The 15,822-nt window shown below is 63.1% G+C and carries 15 protein-coding genes; 9 read left to right on the top strand and 6 right to left on the bottom strand.

Annotated features, from left to right (window positions below; all coding sequences use genetic code 11):
- Positions 1-91 precede the first annotated feature (91 nt).
- Positions 92-3,697: an MMPL family transporter gene (locus HBNXHr_RS08240; RefSeq protein ID WP_275881787.1), complete on the top strand. Its 3,606-nt coding sequence runs from the start codon at positions 92-94 to the stop codon at positions 3,695-3,697.
- Between the two features lie 36 nt (positions 3,698-3,733).
- On the opposite strand, the gene glmU is transcribed toward HBNXHr_RS08240, so the two are convergent.
- Entirely contained in the window at positions 3,734-4,915 is a 1,182-nt protein-coding gene (gene glmU, locus HBNXHr_RS08245; protein ID WP_275881788.1) for a bifunctional sugar-1-phosphate nucleotidylyltransferase/acetyltransferase, read from the bottom strand.
- Positions 4,916-5,127: 212 nt separating this feature from the next.
- Here glmU and HBNXHr_RS08250 point away from each other — a divergent pair, with 212 nt between their 5' ends.
- The 6 genes from HBNXHr_RS08250 to HBNXHr_RS08275 all read left to right on the top strand — a co-directional run bounded on the left by HBNXHr_RS08250 (position 5,128) and on the right by HBNXHr_RS08275 (position 11,219).
- Complete coding sequence (locus tag HBNXHr_RS08250) at positions 5,128-5,805, top strand: LiaF domain-containing protein (RefSeq protein WP_275736764.1); 678 nt, start codon at positions 5,128-5,130, stop codon at positions 5,803-5,805.
- Between the two features lie 298 nt (positions 5,806-6,103).
- Positions 6,104-8,221 (top strand): methionine--tRNA ligase, encoded by a 2,118-nt coding sequence (gene metG, locus HBNXHr_RS08255; protein ID WP_275881789.1) that lies wholly within the window; start codon positions 6,104-6,106, stop codon positions 8,219-8,221.
- 73 nt (positions 8,222-8,294) lie between these two features.
- Positions 8,295-8,570, top strand: coding sequence for a hypothetical protein (locus HBNXHr_RS08260; protein ID WP_275736766.1), 276 nt, complete (start codon positions 8,295-8,297; stop codon positions 8,568-8,570).
- 85 nt (positions 8,571-8,655) lie between these two features.
- Positions 8,656-9,285, top strand: coding sequence for an NfeD family protein (locus tag HBNXHr_RS08265; RefSeq protein WP_275881790.1), 630 nt, complete (start codon positions 8,656-8,658; stop codon positions 9,283-9,285).
- Between the two features lie 78 nt (positions 9,286-9,363).
- Positions 9,364-10,500 (top strand): SPFH domain-containing protein, encoded by a 1,137-nt coding sequence (locus HBNXHr_RS08270; RefSeq protein ID WP_275881791.1) that lies wholly within the window; start codon positions 9,364-9,366, stop codon positions 10,498-10,500.
- A gap of 116 nt (positions 10,501-10,616) precedes the next feature.
- Complete coding sequence (locus HBNXHr_RS08275) at positions 10,617-11,219, top strand: ArsR family transcriptional regulator (protein ID WP_275736769.1); 603 nt, start codon at positions 10,617-10,619, stop codon at positions 11,217-11,219.
- Positions 11,220-11,247: 28 nt separating this feature from the next.
- Here the strand turns inward: HBNXHr_RS08275 and HBNXHr_RS08280 are convergent, their stop codons facing one another.
- The 4 genes from HBNXHr_RS08280 to HBNXHr_RS08295 form a co-directional block, all read right to left on the bottom strand.
- Entirely contained in the window at positions 11,248-11,496 is a 249-nt protein-coding gene (locus tag HBNXHr_RS08280; protein WP_275736770.1) for a hypothetical protein, read from the bottom strand.
- Between the two features lie 153 nt (positions 11,497-11,649).
- Positions 11,650-12,048 (bottom strand): TRAM domain-containing protein, encoded by a 399-nt coding sequence (locus HBNXHr_RS08285; protein WP_275736771.1) that lies wholly within the window; start codon positions 12,046-12,048, stop codon positions 11,650-11,652.
- 68 nt (positions 12,049-12,116) lie between these two features.
- Complete coding sequence (locus HBNXHr_RS08290; RefSeq protein ID WP_275881792.1) at positions 12,117-12,773, bottom strand: YkgJ family cysteine cluster protein; 657 nt, start codon at positions 12,771-12,773, stop codon at positions 12,117-12,119.
- An 83-nt stretch (positions 12,774-12,856) separates the two neighbouring features.
- Positions 12,857-13,135 carry a helix-turn-helix domain-containing protein gene (locus tag HBNXHr_RS08295; RefSeq protein WP_275736773.1) on the bottom strand — a complete coding sequence of 93 codons (279 nt, stop codon included), beginning with the start codon at positions 13,133-13,135 and terminating at the stop codon, positions 12,857-12,859.
- A gap of 142 nt (positions 13,136-13,277) precedes the next feature.
- Here HBNXHr_RS08295 and HBNXHr_RS08300 point away from each other — a divergent pair, with 142 nt between their 5' ends.
- The gene (locus tag HBNXHr_RS08300; RefSeq protein WP_275881793.1) at positions 13,278-13,982 is read left to right on the top strand and encodes a methyltransferase domain-containing protein; all 705 of its coding nucleotides are present in this window, start codon (positions 13,278-13,280) and stop codon (positions 13,980-13,982) included.
- Between the two features lie 70 nt (positions 13,983-14,052).
- The gene (locus HBNXHr_RS08305; protein ID WP_275736775.1) at positions 14,053-14,955 is read left to right on the top strand and encodes a glycosyltransferase family 2 protein; all 903 of its coding nucleotides are present in this window, start codon (positions 14,053-14,055) and stop codon (positions 14,953-14,955) included.
- On the opposite strand, the gene HBNXHr_RS08310 is transcribed toward HBNXHr_RS08305, so the two are convergent.
- On the bottom strand, positions 14,956-15,765 hold the full coding sequence (locus HBNXHr_RS08310) for an amidohydrolase family protein (protein WP_275881794.1): 810 nt from the start codon (positions 15,763-15,765) through the stop codon (positions 14,956-14,958).
- Positions 15,766-15,822 lie beyond the last annotated feature (57 nt).

Raw genomic sequence — 15,822 nt, forward strand, 5'->3', positions numbered from 1 at the left:
ATTCAGTAAATTCCGGAAAGCCTATAACCAACTCGCCCGGAAAGGCGATACTACGAATGACTGGTTTCAGATATCGTATTGGAGGTCCACAATGAGCCTGACCGACAGGGTCGTCGACGCGATCACCGATCATACGAAAGCAGCGATCGCGGTGATGCTCGTCGTGACAGTCCTCGTCGGCGCGGGGGCCGCTCAGGTGGACCAGACGTCGTCGCTCGATCAGTTCCAGTCGGACACACCCGAAGCAGCGGACCTGGATTATATCGACCAGAACTTCTCGACTGGGGCTGAAAACACGACCACGGCACAGATTATCGTTCGTGGGGAGAACGTCCTCAGCAACGAGACGTTGATCGAGACGGTAGAATACCAACAAGCCCTCAGGAACAACGCGACTGTCGGGCCCACCTTGGCCGAAGGGTCACCCACAACCGGTATCGCCAACGCGATCGCAACGGCCGCGATCCAGCGCGAACGAGGGGCCGAGTTGCAGGCCACGCTCGCGGAGTTCCGGCAGCTGAACGCGACCGTCCAGGAGCAACGGACCCAGCTACAGGAACAACGCGCTGCGCTCCAGGCGAATCGAACTGAATTCAACCAAACGCGGGAGGCGGTCGCGACGCGAGCGGCCCAGCTGAACGCGACGGCCCAGAGCCTCCGGACCGCCCTCACTACACTCCGTGAGGACCCATCGGCGAGTGTTCGGGACCGGTTCGACGCGGTGGCCCAGAATGCGCCAGTGACGTTGAACGAAACCCACTACGCGACGTTCCGGACAGCCGCTCAGGATCTCCGGAACGCGACCGACCAGGAGTCGATCCAGTCGGCGTACGAACTCGGCACGCAGGGGGTCCTCGCCGCGGAGTACCAGACCCTTCAAACTCGCCAACAGTCCCTCGAAGCGTGGGGCCAGGCCCTCCAGGAACGGGGCGCTGCCCTCCAAGAGCAGGGAGCGTCACTTCGCGAGCAGGGTGAACGCCTCGAAGAACTCGGCGCGACCCTCCAGGAGCAGCGTGCAGCCCTCGAGAACGTCTCCGGGATCACACTCGACGAGCAGATCACCCAACTTGCGTCGATGAACACCACCGAGCTCGAATCGACGATCGAACTCGTGCTCGGCGACGGCGAAAACGGTGGCGGGAACGGCGCCCTGGGGCTGATGTCCAGCGAGTACGAGCAGGGATCGACGACCGCCGAGGCGACGATGCTGCTGGTCACCCAGCGGACCGACAGCGCTGTCGCGCCCGGCGGGACTGTCTCCGACCGGATCGTCGACTCCCAGCTTGCGATGCAGGACCTCGGTGGGGACTTCGACGAGGAGTATCTGGTCTTCGGGAGCGGGTTGATCACCGACGAGATCAACCGCTCGATGAGCGACAGCATGCTGATCGTCGGCCCGCTCGCGCTGATCTTCGTTCTGGCAGCGCTGGCGATCGGGTACCGTGACATTCTCGATATCCTGCTTGGCCTGTTCGGTATCGGTGCGGTCCTGATCTGGACGTTCGGGTTCATGGGCTGGGCCGACATCAGCTTCAACCAGATCTTCATCGCCGTGCCCGTACTGTTGATCGGGCTCTCGATCGACTACGCGATCCACATCTTCATGCGCCATCGCGAGCGACGCAACGACGCGGACCGCGGTCCACGCGAGGCGATGCGGGTCGCATTGGGTGGCGTCGGCGTCGCGCTCACGCTGGTGACCGCGACGACAGTCATCGGCTTCCTCTCGAACCTGACGAGCCCGGTCCCCCCGATTCAGGACTTCGGTATCGTGAGCTCCGTCGGAATCGTGGCTGCGCTGTTGGTCTTTGGCGTCCTGATTCCGGCGCTCAAAGTCGAACTCGACGAGGTTCTCGAAGGCTTCGGCATCGACCGCCGCAAGCGAGCGATCGGAACCGGTGGCGGCCGACTCAGCCAGCTACTCAAAGTCGGATCGATCGGCGCACGGAAGATCCCCTACGTGATCATCGTCCTCGCCGTGTTGCTCTCGGTCGGCGGTGCCTACGCAGGAACACAGGTCGACACGAGCTTTGCTCAGGAAGACTTCCTCGCCGAGGATCCACCGGGATGGATGGAAGACCTCCCGGAGCCGTTCAAACCCGGCGAATACACCGCGAAGAACAACCTCCAGTACGTCAACGAGCGGTTCGTCCGGGAGGACTCACAGGCCCAATTGCTGATACGCGATGATGTCGCGACAGCCGACGGGACTGAACAGCTGGCCGAGGCACGAGGGACGATCGCGGAGAAGGACGTCACGCAGAAACTCCCCGGCGGTCAACCCGACGTGCGGTCACCCCTGTCGGTAATAGAAACCGTTGCCGCCCAAAACGAGACGTTCAATGCGACGTTATCCGCTGCGGACACCGACAATGACCGCGTTCCGGACGAGAACGTCGCCGGCGTCTACGATACGCTCTATGACGTCGCACCCCAGCAGGCCCAGTCAGTCCTCTATCGGGACGACGGGGAGTACGCGGCTGCCCGGATCGTCGTGACGATCCAGGGGACTGCATCGAGTACTGACGTAACCGACCAGATGCGGTCGGTCGCCGATTCGCTCTCGGAAAACGGCCTCGAAGCGTCCGCCACCGGCCAGACGATCATCTTCGAGATCGTCCAGAATCAGCTCCTGGAGACGGTGATCCAGAGTCTGTTGATCACGCTCGTGGCCGTCTTCGCGTTCCTGATGGTCGTCTATCGGATCAGTGATGGCAGTGCGACCCTCGGGTTCGTGACGCTGCTGCCGGTCGTCCTCAGCGTGGCGTGGATCCTGGGGACGATGTACGCCTTCGGCATCCCTTTCAACGTGATGACGGGGATGATCACGAGCCTGACTGTCGGGCTCGGGGTCGCCTACAGTATCCACCTCAGCGAACGATACAACCAGGAGCTCGAAGAGACCGGTTCGGTCTTCGAAGCCCTCGACCGGGCAGTCACCGGGACCGGCGGGGCACTGCTGGGTAGTGCCGCGACGACGGTCGGTGGGTTCGGCGTGCTCGTGTTCGCCATCCTGCCGCCGCTCCAGCAGTTCGGGCTGATCACCGGCCTGACGATCATCTATGCGTTCCTCGCGAGCGTGCTCGTCCTCCCGAGCCTGCTGGTCGTCTGGACGCGCCTCTTTGGCCCCGAAGACGCGTTCGGGGGCGGCGGAGACTCCGACGATGACACAACCGATATCGAGACCGCGGAACCGACGGATGCCCCAGGACCGAGCGTCGAACGCGATCTCGCGCCCAGCCACGTGGCTCCGGGTGGCGAGGTGGCAGTGACGCTTTCGATCGACAACCCACCGGAACGACTTGCGATCAGAGAACGGCTGGCCGGTACCGAGCTGGCACTGTACGGGACAAGCCCCGATCCGACGGAGTTTGCGACCCAGGGATCGACGTTGTTTCTGGCCTTCGAGGACGTCGACGGCCGCATCGTCGTCGAATACGACGCGACAGTGCCGGCGGATACCGCCGGCGGCACGACTCTGCCGATCGACGGTGCCGTCTTCGTCGACGGTGACGACATCGCGATCGAGGGGGCGGATTCGGTTGCGGTCGTCACCGATGTCCTCGAGCGCGTCCTGGCCGAGGGACAGGTCACCGACAACGATCTGCGACTGGCGGCCGATCACTTCGCGACAGGACAACTCTCCGACGACGAGTTCGAGCGCGTCTGTCAACTGTGGGTAGCGGACCAAAACTGAGACGGCCATCAAAATCGGGCGAACCGGTGGCGACAATCAGCGATCGCGACGCACGCGCTCGCCGGGTTCGGTACGCACGCCGCCCGAAAGCGTGACACCGGGTTCGAGGCTCGTGTTGATACCGGTCTTGACGCCGTCGCCGACAACGACACCGAACTTTCGCCGTCCCGTCGAGAGCCGATCGCCTTTGACTGTGAGTCCAACGTCGTCGCCGTCGTGGCGGAGGTTCGCGACGTTCGTTCCGGCCCCGAAGTTCACGTCCTGGCCGAGGACGCTGTCGCCGACGTAGGAGAGATGCGGGACGTTCGTCCCCGACCGGATCACGCTGTTTTTGATCTCGACGCCGTTGCCGACGTGGACGTTCTCGCCGAGATAGGTCGCCCCGCGGAGGTAGGTGTTCGGGCCGACCGACGCGCCGGCACCGACGTACACTGGCCCCTCGATCACGACGCCCGGTTCGATCGTTGCGCCGTCCTCGACGACCACGGTCCCCCGGAGGTCAGCGTCCTCACTGACCGTCCCCTGGACGTCGCCATCGAGTTCAGCCAAGAGGGTTTCGTTGGCTTCAAGCAATTCCCAGGGACGGCCGACGTCACGCCAGCGTGAAAGCGTCACCGGCGTCACTTCGTGTTCGTCGATGACGCGGGAAACGACGTCAGTGATTTCGTACTCGCCGCGCTGGCTCTCTGGAACGTCGAGCCAGTCGATGGCCGCTTCCGGGAAGACGTACGCACCGGTGTTCGCGAGGTTCGTCGGCGGGTCGGCGGGTTTCTCGACGATGTCGGTAACGATGCCGTCGGTGACGGAAACGACGCCGTAGTTCGACGGATCGGCGACCTCGTAGGTCGCCAGCGAGGGGGCGTTGTCGAACAGCTGTTCGATCGCCCCCGGATCGTAGAGATTGTCGCCGTTCAACACCGCGAACGCGCCGTCGAGTTCCGGGCGGGCGGCCCGGACGGCGTCGGCGGTGCCCGCCTGTGTCTCCTGGACGGCGAACGTGACCGGCACATCGCGATACGTCTCGCCGAAGAACGACCGAACTGCCTCGGCCTCGTAGCCCACGACGACGACCAGCTCCGACGCGCCAGCCTCGACGGCTGCGTCCGCGACGTGGGCGACGAGCGGCCGCCCGGCGACGGGGAGCATCGGTTTCGGCGTCGACTCCGTCAGCGGTCCCATTCGGGTGCCCTGGCCGGCAGCAAGAATGACAGTTTGCATGGTCGATCTGTTTACCGGCCAACCATTAACAGTGTCGTCTCATCGTGAAACAACGGCACTTCGACTGGCCGTCGTCCGGTTGCAGACGAGTGGCGGCACAGATCAGGGACGGCTTTGGCAGGCAACCCGACAGAAACGATTCTGCAATCCAGTGAGCGTGGTCCGGATCGGGGGAACATAGCTTTATAGAGTTTCCCGGCGATTGAGGCGGTATGAACCGTCGAAATCTGACGAATCAGTTCGTTCTCGGGGCGATCATGATCGTCGTCGGCGTGACGTTGCTCGTCGAGACCACCGACACCTACGACGCGTCGATACTGCTACAGTACGTCCCCTCGTTGTTCGTCCTCCTGGGGGTGTACGCCCTGATCAGCAGCGACTTTCGGAACCTCTTCGGGCCGATCGTGGTCGTCGCCGTGGCCGGGGCCTGGCAACTGGTCGCCCTGGATTACGTCGCGGCCGAGCAGGTCACGCAGCTCTGGCCGTTGCTCCTCGTAGCCGTCGGCATCTCGATCATCGCCGGTCACTTCCGGGGGGATTCGCGGGTGATCACCGACACCTACATCAGCTCGGTCGGGGTCTTCGGGGGCAGTGGGCAACGCACGACTACGGCGGCGTTTGCGGGCGCGGACCTGACGGCGCTGTTCGGCGGCGTCGAACTCGACCTCCGGGAGGCGAACATCGAGGATCGACCGGCGACGATCAACGCGACCGCCATGTTCGGTGGCTGTGAGATCGCCGTCCCGCCGGCGTGGAACGTTCGGATGGACATCCTGCCGATCTTCGGCGGGGCCGAAGACGAGCGGAAACGTCACGAACGTGACCACGACGAGGTTGATCTCGTCGTGACGGGCTTTGTGGCGTTCGGGGGCGTCAGCGTCACGGATTGAGCAATGTTTTTGTCCCCGGCCACGAAGTGAGGGGGGTCTGACGTGGGTCTCGCTCACCCGCCAGATGCACATGCCATCCTGCTAGGGCCGGGTGGACCCTGTTCTCGCCGCGATGGACGCATACTCCACGTCCCGAATCGCCATTGGGCGGTCGGACTCGGGACAGCCCGTTCGGCGACAGTCCCGTCCACTCCGAGGCGTCGACCGTCCCGAGTCAGAAACACACCCACGGCAAACCCATCGAACCCCACGACCGCAAACCATCGCGTTAATGAATCCACTGGCGGTACACTGTAGCATGAGCCACGACGCGTTCCCCACCGAGAATCCCGCAGTGGTGACCTGCGGGTTGCCATACGCCAACGGCGACCTGCACATCGGCCACCTGCGAACCTACGTCGGCGGCGACGTCCTGACCCGTTCCCTGGAGAAACTCGGCCAGCAGACGGCCTTCGTCTCCGGGTCGGACATGCACGGGACCCCGATCGCCGTCCAGGCGATTCAGGACGATATCGACCCCGAAGCGTTCGCTCTGGAGTACCACGAACAGTACGAGGAGACGTTCCCGCAGTTCGATATCGACTTCGACAACTACGGGCACACCCACCAGGAAACAAATCGGGAATTGACCCACGAGATCGTCGAAACCCTGGAGGCGGAAGGCTACATCGACGAGCAGGAGATCAAGGTCGCCTGGGACCCCCAGGACGACCAGCCGCTGCCCGATCGGTACGTCGTCGGGACCTGTCCCTACTGCGGCGAGACCGCCCGCGGTGACGAGTGCGACGAGGGCTGTGGGCGTCACCTCGAACCCGGCGAGATCGAGGATCCCGTCTCGAAGATCTCGGGCAACCCCGCGGAGTACCGCGAGCGTACCCACAAATTCTTCACGGTCTCGAAACTCGCGGAGTACCTCTCGGAATTCCTCGACCGCCTCGAGGGAACCGCCAACGCGAAAAATCAGCCCCGCCAGTGGATCGAGGAGGGCCTACAGGACTGGTGTATCACCCGCGATATGGACTGGGGCTTCGACTATCCGGAGGTTGACGACGCAGGTGAGGACACTGTCGACGACCTCGTCCTGTACGTCTGGGTCGACGCGCCCATCGAGTACATCGCCTCGACGAAGCAGTACACCGATCGAGTGAGTCCCGAGACCTACGACTGGGAGGGGGCCTGGAAGGCCGACGAGCCGGCCGGCCCCGATAGCGGGGAGATCATCCACGTCATCGGGCGGGACATCATCCAACACCACACCATCTTCTGGCCCGCCATGCTCCACGTCGCCGACTACAACGAGCCACGCGCCGTCGTCGCCAGCGGGTTCATGAGTCTGGACGGCGACGCCTTCTCGACGAGTCGCAATCGCGCGATCTGGGCGCGGGAGTACCTCGATGAGGGCTTCCATCCGGACCTCCTGCGGTACTACCTGACGACCGTCGGCGGCTTCCAGGACGACATCGACTTCTCGTGGGATCGCTTCCGCGAGCGGGTCAACGGCGAACTCGTCGGCACGGTCGGTAACTTCGCCTATCGGTCGCTGCTCTTTGCCGACCGCAACTACGGTGGTACGCCCGATGTCGAACTCTCTCCGGAAGTCGAGGATCGCATCGAGGCAGCCATCGACGATTTCGAGGCGGGCGTCAACGACTACTCGATCCGGACGGCCACCCAGGCGGGGGTTGAACTCGCCCGCTTTGGCAACGAGTACATCCAGCGCCACGAGCCCTGGAATCTGGACGACGACGATGCCGCGCCGGTCATCCGTGACTGCGTCCAGATCGCCAAGGCCGTCGCCGTCTTGCTCCAGCCGACCACCCCTGACACGTCCCGACGCCTCTGGGAACAACTCGACGAGGACGGGTCGATCGCGGACGTGACCCTCGACGCCGCACTCGAAGCGCCACCTGCCGAGTTCGACGAACCGACGGAACTGTTCGAGAAAATCCCCGACGAGCGCGTCGAAGCACTCAACGAGAAGCTCGAAACCCGCGTCGCGGAAGCGACCGACGGCGAGGCCGAAGACGACGCGGAAACCGAAAGCGACGACGGCGACGGGGCCGAACCGACTGGCATGGATCTCGAACCACTCGCCGAGGAACGGATCGGCTTCGATGACTTCCAGGAACTCGACATTCGCGTCGGCGAGATCGTCGAGGCCGACCCCATCGAGGACAGCGACGATCTCGTCCGGCTAGAAGTCGACATCGGGCTCGAAACTCGCCAGGTCGTCGCGGGGATCAAGCAACTCCACGACGTCGAGTCCCTCCCCGAAACCCGTGTCGTCCTGCTCGCGAACATGGAAAAGGCCGAACTGTTCGGCTACGAGTCAAACGGGATGGTGCTGGCTGCCGGCGAGGAGGCCGACCTGCTGAGAACCCACGAGGACGCGCCGCTCGGATCGAAAATTCGGTAGTGACGCCACAGCCAGGTTCCGGCGGATTCGGGAACGACCAAGCACTTTAGCCGCGTGATCCGATAGTCACGGTATGGACGACGACGAGTGGAACGATGACCCAGTCGAGTTCGACGAGGCGGGGGACGGACGGAACGGGGAACCGGGAGACGGTGCGGACGACACCGCAAGTGACGACGAGTGGCGGTTCACTCTCGAGGATCTGGCCGATGACGACGGGGAGGACGACACGGACGGGTTCTCGCTGTACGCCGAGATCGAGGCTGGCTCGCCCTCGGCGGAGAACGCGCTGTTTGTCGGGCTTGGCCTCGCGTTTGGACTGGTCGTCGTCTGGCAGCTACTGTTTTGAGTCCCGCCCCGGCGAACCGGACCAGTTGGGAGAACGACTGGTCGGTGACCGAACTGTTAACCCGGTTGGGGTCTAACTCGCGGGCATGGTATCGGTCCTGGGCGCAGACCTCTCGCTAATATTGCTGTTGGTAGGAGCGCTACTGGTCATTGGGGAAGCGTTCGTCCCGGGGGCACACTTCATCGTCCTCGGGATCGCGCTGCTGGTCGCCGGCCTCGTTGGCCTCGCCCTTCCGTCGTCGCTCGGGATCCTCTCGGTCGTGATCATGGCCGGGTTGGTGTTGGGTGTCGGGAGTATTGCGCTGTATGCCTACCGTCAATTCGACTTCTACGGCGGGAAAGGGGCCGGCCAGACGAGCGATTCTGACTCGCTCAAGGGGAAAACAGGTCATGTGACCGAGCGCGTCACCGGCACGGGCGGCGAGGTCAAACTCGACAGCGGTGGGTTCAACCCGCACTATCAGGCCCGGGCGTTCGACGACGAGATCCCGGAAGGCGAAGAGATCATCGTCGTCGATCCGGGTGGCGGCAACGTCCTTACGGTCGAATCGATGGCCGTGCTGAGTTCCGACGATATTGAGGCGGAACTCGAACGGGGCCGCGAGGCGGGCGAGCAGTCACAGGCGACGGACTCGGGCTCGTCGACACGGGAGGCTGGAGACGAATCCGTAAACGAACCGACGGGCGAACTCGACCGCGAAACCGAATCCGCGTAAGCGGCGGCCGTCGGCTCTGGGATATTCCGTCGGCACGAGCCCAACACTTTTGTTGTGTTCCTCCTAAGACAAGTGCGTATGTTATCAAGTATCCCGCTACAATTGGGGGGTGCGGAACTGTTCCCCATTGTCGCCCTGGTACTGCTGGCAATTGCTGTGGTGACCGTCTGGCAAATGGTGGTCATCACCGATGCCACGGAGAAGAAGGCCCTCACGGTACTCGGGGAGTACCGGAAGCTGCTGGAACCCGGGATCGCGTTCGTCCCGCCGTTCGTCTCGGCGACCCACACGTTCGACATGCGGACACAGACGTTGGACGTGCCACGACAGGAGGCGATCACGCGTGACAACTCGCCGGTGACCGCCGACGCCGTCGTCTACATCAAGGTGATGGACGCAAAGAAGGCCTACCTCGAAGTCGACAACTACAAGCGCGCCGTCTCGAACCTCGCACAGACGACACTCCGTGCGGTGCTTGGCGACATGGAACTCGACGACACGCTCAACAAGCGCCAGGAGATCAACGCCAAGATCCGCAAGGAACTCGACGAACCCACCGACGAGTGGGGGATTCGCGTCGAGAGTGTGGAAGTCCGGGAGGTCAACCCGAGCAAAGACGTCCAACAGGCCATGGAGCAACAGACCTCCGCCGAGCGCCGCCGGCGTGCCATGATCCTCGAGGCGCAGGGTGAGCGTCGTTCCGCCGTCGAGGAGGCCCAGGGTGAGAAGCAATCGAACATCATCCGCGCCCAGGGTGAAAAGCAGAGCCAGATCCTCGAAGCACAGGGTGACGCCATCTCGACCGTGTTGCGCGCCAAATCCGCCGAAGCGATGGGCGAGCGCGCAGTCATCGAGCGTGGCATGGAGACCTTAGAGGAGATCGGCAAGGGCGAGTCGACGAAGTTCGTCCTGCCCCAGGAGCTGACGTCGCTCGTCGGCCGGTACGGCAAGCACCTCACCGGCAGCGACGTCCAGACGGACGGCGAATCGACCCTCGAAGGCCTCGACTTCGACGACGAGACCCGCGAGATGCTCGGCCTCGACGACATCGAGAAGATCCTCGGCCAGATCGACCAGGAGGCCGAGGTCGACGTCGAAGAAATGGAAGAGCAGGCACAGGCGGTCAAATCCGGCAAAGAAACGGCCGACATCAAAGATCCGGACGAGGTCATCGAGGAGATGGACAACGAGTTCAATACCGACGAGGAGTCCTGAGAGGATCGCGTCGGTCAACCTTTGACGCCAACGGGTTGACGAACACAGCCCCGCTTTTCGTGACGAACGTCGGATCGAGCGAAGGCGTTTTGTAACTCGATGCTAATGAGTGAACAATGGCTGGGGATGGTGTCGACGAGAGCAAGCGCGCGACGCTCCGTCGGTTCGCCGCACTGGGGGCCGCCAGTCCACTCGTTCGACTGGCGGATTCGGGGAGTGACAGCACCGCCCCGGGAGCGATCGTCGGGTACCTGTCGACGACGCCGGGGGCACATTTCTCGAAGCTTCGTGACGATCTCCAACTCGGGACCGGCGAGACACAACATCACCTTCGCGCGCTGCTACAGGACAACACGATCGAAAGTCAACGCGACGGTGAATATCGACGGTTCTTCCCGGCGGATCGTTTCAGCGAGTTCGAACGGACGGCACTCGGCTATCTCCGTCGGGATACCTCCCGAGGGATGATCATCGAACTGCTCCGGGATCCGAGTGCCACCGCGAACGAACTCGCCGAACGGCTGGATGTCTCGAACCCGACCGTCAGCAAACACGCGACACAGCTAGAGGAAGCCGGCCTGCTGACACGCGAGGACGGGTACGCGCTTCGCCACCCCGAGACGCTATTGATGCTGGTCGTCAGATACGCCGAATCATTCGGCGAGGACGCCATCGTCTTTGCCGCCGAAGCTGACGAGTACGTCGCCTACGACGGTTGAAACAGTTGCTCCGGCCGGGGCTCTCCTTTCAGGCGTCGACCATCCAGGTCGTCGAGGAGGAGTACCCCCACTTCTCGACGGTCAAATCGTACTCGCCCTCCTGGAGGGCGGCCATGTTGGTCCCGACTTCCTTCGCCGAGAGACCGAGTTCCTCGCCGATGAGCCTGGACTTGAAATACGTCTGGTCGTCTGCGTTGGCTCGCAGGTAATCAAGGATCCGGCGTTGTTTCTCCGAGAGCGGTCCATCGTCGTGGGTGCCAGCCGCACTCGTACTCATGTTTCACTGTAGTGACGAGAGTGGTATAGGCGATTTGGTATGGTCGGTTAATCGACTCATGTCTTGCGATTATCTCCGTGGCAGATGGTGTGTGGCCGTCGGGAGAAGCCCAACGGGCCTGAATGTGGTACGACTGGGAAACGATATCGTCGGTCAGATGTCCTCTTCGATGATCTCGCCCACGGCGAAGTTCGACTTCACTTCGGTGACTTCCACCTTGACGCGGTCGTTGATCTCCGCGCCGGGGACGATGATGACGTACCCGCGTTCGACGCGAGCGATGCCGTCGCCCTGCTTGCCGATATCCTCGATCTCGACGTACCGGATCTCGCCGCTCTCGACTGGCGGCTGTGGTTCGCTCGGCGCAGTATCGGTGCTCGGTTGCTCGTCTGTCGGTTCGTCCTCGCCCGAAATCAGCGCAATCCGATAGGTCTCACCGGGTTCGATCGAACCGGTTTCGATCTCCCGTCGCGGTACCTCGACGACATACCGGTCGTCCTCGGCAGTTACGTCCGCACTGAACAGACACAAGAGTTTCTCTGAGATTTCCAAGGTTAAACCTCCGTTCCCGGCGTCGGAGGCCTCCCTAAAGAACTTGTCGACCGCCTTGTGGTGTGGTGTCACTCGCTGATGGGCGTGCCATCCGGTCGCTTCTGCCCCTCGGAGTCGTGGACGACCACGCCGTCGACATCGCGTGGCTCGTAGTTGTCACGGACGCCGATAGCCTCCTCGCGTTCGCGGATCGCCCGTCGTTTGAGCGTGGCCGCCAGTTCCTCCGCGTCCTCCCGCGAGATATCGCGTCCCAGTCCCTCACATTCGTGGGCGTGGACCGGCCCCGCACGATCGACGACACTTCCCATCGGCGAGGTCGTCCCATCCCCCTCATCCTCGATCGAGAGACTGAACGGGTAGGTCCGACAGATGAGCGGGCGGCGGTCGTAGATCGAACATGCCTCGTTCTCGTCGTCGTAAAACGTACAGTCCCCGCAGGCATCGGTCTGGAGTGCCCACTCGAAGGTTTCGCCGGTCGTCGGCTCGCCGTCAGTTTCCGAGAGGCCAAAGGGCATTGGCCGGGCGACATCGCGCCAGTTATCCGCGCCCTCTCGTTGGATCTCTCTGATCTCGTCGGGGAAGACCGTCGCTGTGTGTTCCGCCTCGCCGAGTCCGCGACAGCAGTGGCCACACCGGGTGCACTCGAAGCCGATCGACTCGATCGCGTCCGCGATGTCTGCGACGTCGACATCCCGGGCAGCGGCACGTTCGGCTTCGAAGGTCATGGGCCCGATAATTCGTCGAAACGCAAAAGCGCGTCGGGAAGGACGGCGTCGGGGGCAGGAAGCCGGATCCAGAAAGAGGTCGTTTACTCGGTCGTAAGGTAGTATACCTGTTTGCGGGCGTCACGGTAGCTGTATCGCGAGGAAACGAGGTCAGCATCCTCCAGGCGGTTTAGCGCGTATCGGACGGTCCGATCCGGCAGCAGCGATTCGGTGGCGAGTTCGCCCTGTGAGAGCGGTTGGTCCGTCTCCAGGACCTTGGCGATCAGCTTCGCACTCGGCGGCAACTCACGGAGGCGCTCGCGAAACTCCCCCTCCGTGAGGATGATCTCCGTCCGTGACCCGTCTTCGATCGTCGTGCTCATATCCGGATTGAGTCGGAACCGACGGATAAGCATTGGCTATATGGAGGGTATAATACCTTGTATTCTTGGGCATCCCCTTATATTGCCTGTCGCGGATCGATCCAATACCGTTTTAATCACCCCGTGGTGAACAATCCATAGCGTGAAAGGACAGGAGTGGTACCAGGCCGACGAGATCGCCGAGGCCTACGAGGAGAAGCGGTTTTCGGGTGGCGGTCGGCTCATCGATCGGCGGGAAAAGCAGGCCGTACTGGACGCCATCGGACCGGTCGAAGACTCGCGCGTGCTCGAAATCGCCTGCGGGACCGGTCGATTCACCGTGATGTTGGCCGAGCGTGGGGCGGACATCGTCGGCCTCGACATCTCTTCGGCGATGCTCCAACAGGGTCGCCAGAAGGCCCAAACTGCCGGGGTCGAGTCCCATCTCGATTTCATGCGGGGCGATGCCGGACGGCTGCCGTTCCCTGACGACCACTTCGACGCGGTCATCGCGATGCGGTTTTTCCACCTGGCGGATACGCCGGCATCGTATCTCAGCGAGATGCGACGGGTCTCCAAAGACGTCGTGTTCTTCGATACGTTCAACCGCTTTAGCACCCGGTCGATCTACAACTGGGCGTTGCCGATGGGATCGCGGTTGTACTCCCGATGGGAGATCGACCGTTTGCTCGGGGAGGCCGACCTCGATCTGGTCGGGGCGACCCACGACTTCATCGTTCCGTACGGGCTCTACCGGGCGATCCCGGACAGCCTGGCATCGGCGTTCCGGACACTTGATCGAGCGGTGGGTCGAGCCCCGGGCGGCGATCGCCTCTCGTCGGTCTCGTACTGGCACTGCCAGGTCTAAGCTGACGGTTGGTTGTCAGAGACGATCGATCACGCGATGTTTTTAGTCATCCGGATCTATATTGAGGTGTATGGAACTCTCGGTAGTCGTCCCGACGCTCAACGGACGAGAGCAACTCGCACGGACGCTCGACTCCGTCAACGCACACGTCTCCGAGGGTGAGGTGATCGTCGTCAACGGCCCCTCGGCGGACGGGACGACCGGAATGGTCCGTGATCGCGAAGACGTCGATGTCCTCGTCGAAATCGCGGACCGGTCGACCAACGCCGCGCGCAATGCGGGCATCGACCACGCGACCGGGGACGCGATTGCGTTCGTCAACCAGGGGCTGTCAGTCACTGACGACTGGGCAACGGCGATCCGTACGGGCCTGAGCGAGACACCGATCGTCACTGGACCGACTCACAAACGCGTTCGGGCCGGAAAGACGACCGAGTGCGCCACATCACGGACCGTTGCCGGTCGGTCCATCACGTACGTCAATCCCGACAACATGGTCATCACGCGGAAGCTTCTCGCCGATCTCGATGGGTTCGACGAATACCTGGACGTCAACGACGCACGTGACCTTTCACACCGGGCGGCCGGGATGAATCGGGCCGTCTCATGGCGGTCGGACATGGCCGTCGAGCGGCCGGTCGGTGCCGACGGTGGCACCAGCGAGACGAACTGGAACCGGGAGTATCGATCGCTCGCGTACCTCCTGGCGAAAAATTACGGATTTCGACCCGCCGTGGTCGCGAGCGTCTGCCAGCAGGCTCTTTCGGACGCTAGTGGTGGGCTCCGTGACGTCCTCGCCGGGAAGAAGTCGGCCACGGACTGGTTCAGTTCCGGCCAGGGCGTTGTGACTGGGATCCCCGTCGGTTTCAAAGACGGGCTGGCCGCCAGAGCCAGGGACCGAAGCGACCGTCGAAACCCGGGTGGCCGCTCGACCGGTCGAAATCGTGCCGTGGCGGTCTACGATTCGCGGTGACTACGGGGCAAGTGCGTCGATCACACGGCCCGGATTGTTCGAGAACGCTTTTCGCATTGCGTCTTCCGGAACGTCGAGTGTGAGGATCTCCATGATCGCCACGCTGGGGTGAGCACTCGGCGCACCACTGCCGAACAGCACGCGATCCGGATGTTCCCGGAGTGCCCGTTCGAGTGGTTCCCGGAGCCTGACGAAACTCGTGTCGAGATACAGATCGTCGTGATCGTCGAGGAGTGCGATCGTCCGTGCCATCCGGTCACGATCGAGCGGATACCCACCGAAATGGGCGATGATCGTCGGAAAGTCGGCAGTCAACAGCGTCCGTTCGATGGAGTCCGGCCCGAACGCCTGACCACCGTGAACGAGGACTGGCAGCCCGACTGCTTCGAGCGCGTCGATCACTGCTTCGTCGGGTAACCCGTCGGCCGGCGGGTGCACTTTGAACCCGACAAACCGATCGTCGTAGGCGAATTGTTCGATGTCCTCGGGGGCCGTATGCTCCGGGGCCCGGCTTGTGGCCAGGTTACGGAGTCGCGCTCCCGTCCCGCCGGTGGGGTCACGCGGACCGTTGATCCGGGCCAGCGCGACGAAGGGCCGCCCCACGCTCATGCGTGCGATCGCATTGTTGGCTTTCAGATACGATCCGTCACGTTCGCCCGGATAGACGAGCGATCGGACAATCCCGGCCTGGTGCATCTCCCGTTCGAGCCGCTCAGGTGTCCCTGGGCCGTCCCCCGACCGCTGGTCGGCGTCGGGTTCGAGACGGACGTGGGTGTCGACGACCCTGAACCCGTGCTCCAACTCCAGCATCTACCAGACCGTCGAGCGGTCCCGACATTAAATCATCGCTCTCCGTGATGAGCCGGA

The organism is Halorhabdus sp. BNX81 (assembly GCF_029229925.1).
Taxonomy (GTDB): Archaea; Halobacteriota; Halobacteria; order Halobacteriales; family Haloarculaceae; genus Halorhabdus.

Excerpts from the sequence above, each read along its gene's own strand:
- HBNXHr_RS08240 (WP_275881787.1), top strand. The coding sequence starts at position 92 with ATGAGCCTGACCGACAGGGTCGTCGACGCGATCACCGATCATACGAAA.
- glmU (WP_275881788.1), bottom strand. The coding sequence starts at position 4,915 with ATGCAAACTGTCATTCTTGCTGCCGGCCAGGGCACCCGAATGGGACCG.
- HBNXHr_RS08250 (WP_275736764.1), top strand. The coding sequence starts at position 5,128 with ATGAACCGTCGAAATCTGACGAATCAGTTCGTTCTCGGGGCGATCATG.
- metG (WP_275881789.1), top strand. The coding sequence starts at position 6,104 with ATGAGCCACGACGCGTTCCCCACCGAGAATCCCGCAGTGGTGACCTGC.
- HBNXHr_RS08260 (WP_275736766.1), top strand. The coding sequence starts at position 8,295 with ATGGACGACGACGAGTGGAACGATGACCCAGTCGAGTTCGACGAGGCG.
- HBNXHr_RS08265 (WP_275881790.1), top strand. The coding sequence starts at position 8,656 with ATGGTATCGGTCCTGGGCGCAGACCTCTCGCTAATATTGCTGTTGGTA.
- HBNXHr_RS08270 (WP_275881791.1), top strand. The coding sequence starts at position 9,364 with ATGTTATCAAGTATCCCGCTACAATTGGGGGGTGCGGAACTGTTCCCC.
- HBNXHr_RS08275 (WP_275736769.1), top strand. The coding sequence starts at position 10,617 with ATGGCTGGGGATGGTGTCGACGAGAGCAAGCGCGCGACGCTCCGTCGG.
- HBNXHr_RS08280 (WP_275736770.1), bottom strand. The coding sequence starts at position 11,496 with ATGAGTACGAGTGCGGCTGGCACCCACGACGATGGACCGCTCTCGGAG.
- HBNXHr_RS08290 (WP_275881792.1), bottom strand. The coding sequence starts at position 12,773 with ATGACCTTCGAAGCCGAACGTGCCGCTGCCCGGGATGTCGACGTCGCA.
- HBNXHr_RS08295 (WP_275736773.1), bottom strand. The coding sequence starts at position 13,135 with ATGAGCACGACGATCGAAGACGGGTCACGGACGGAGATCATCCTCACG.
- HBNXHr_RS08305 (WP_275736775.1), top strand. The coding sequence starts at position 14,053 with ATGGAACTCTCGGTAGTCGTCCCGACGCTCAACGGACGAGAGCAACTC.
- HBNXHr_RS08310 (WP_275881794.1), bottom strand. The coding sequence starts at position 15,765 with ATGCTGGAGTTGGAGCACGGGTTCAGGGTCGTCGACACCCACGTCCGT.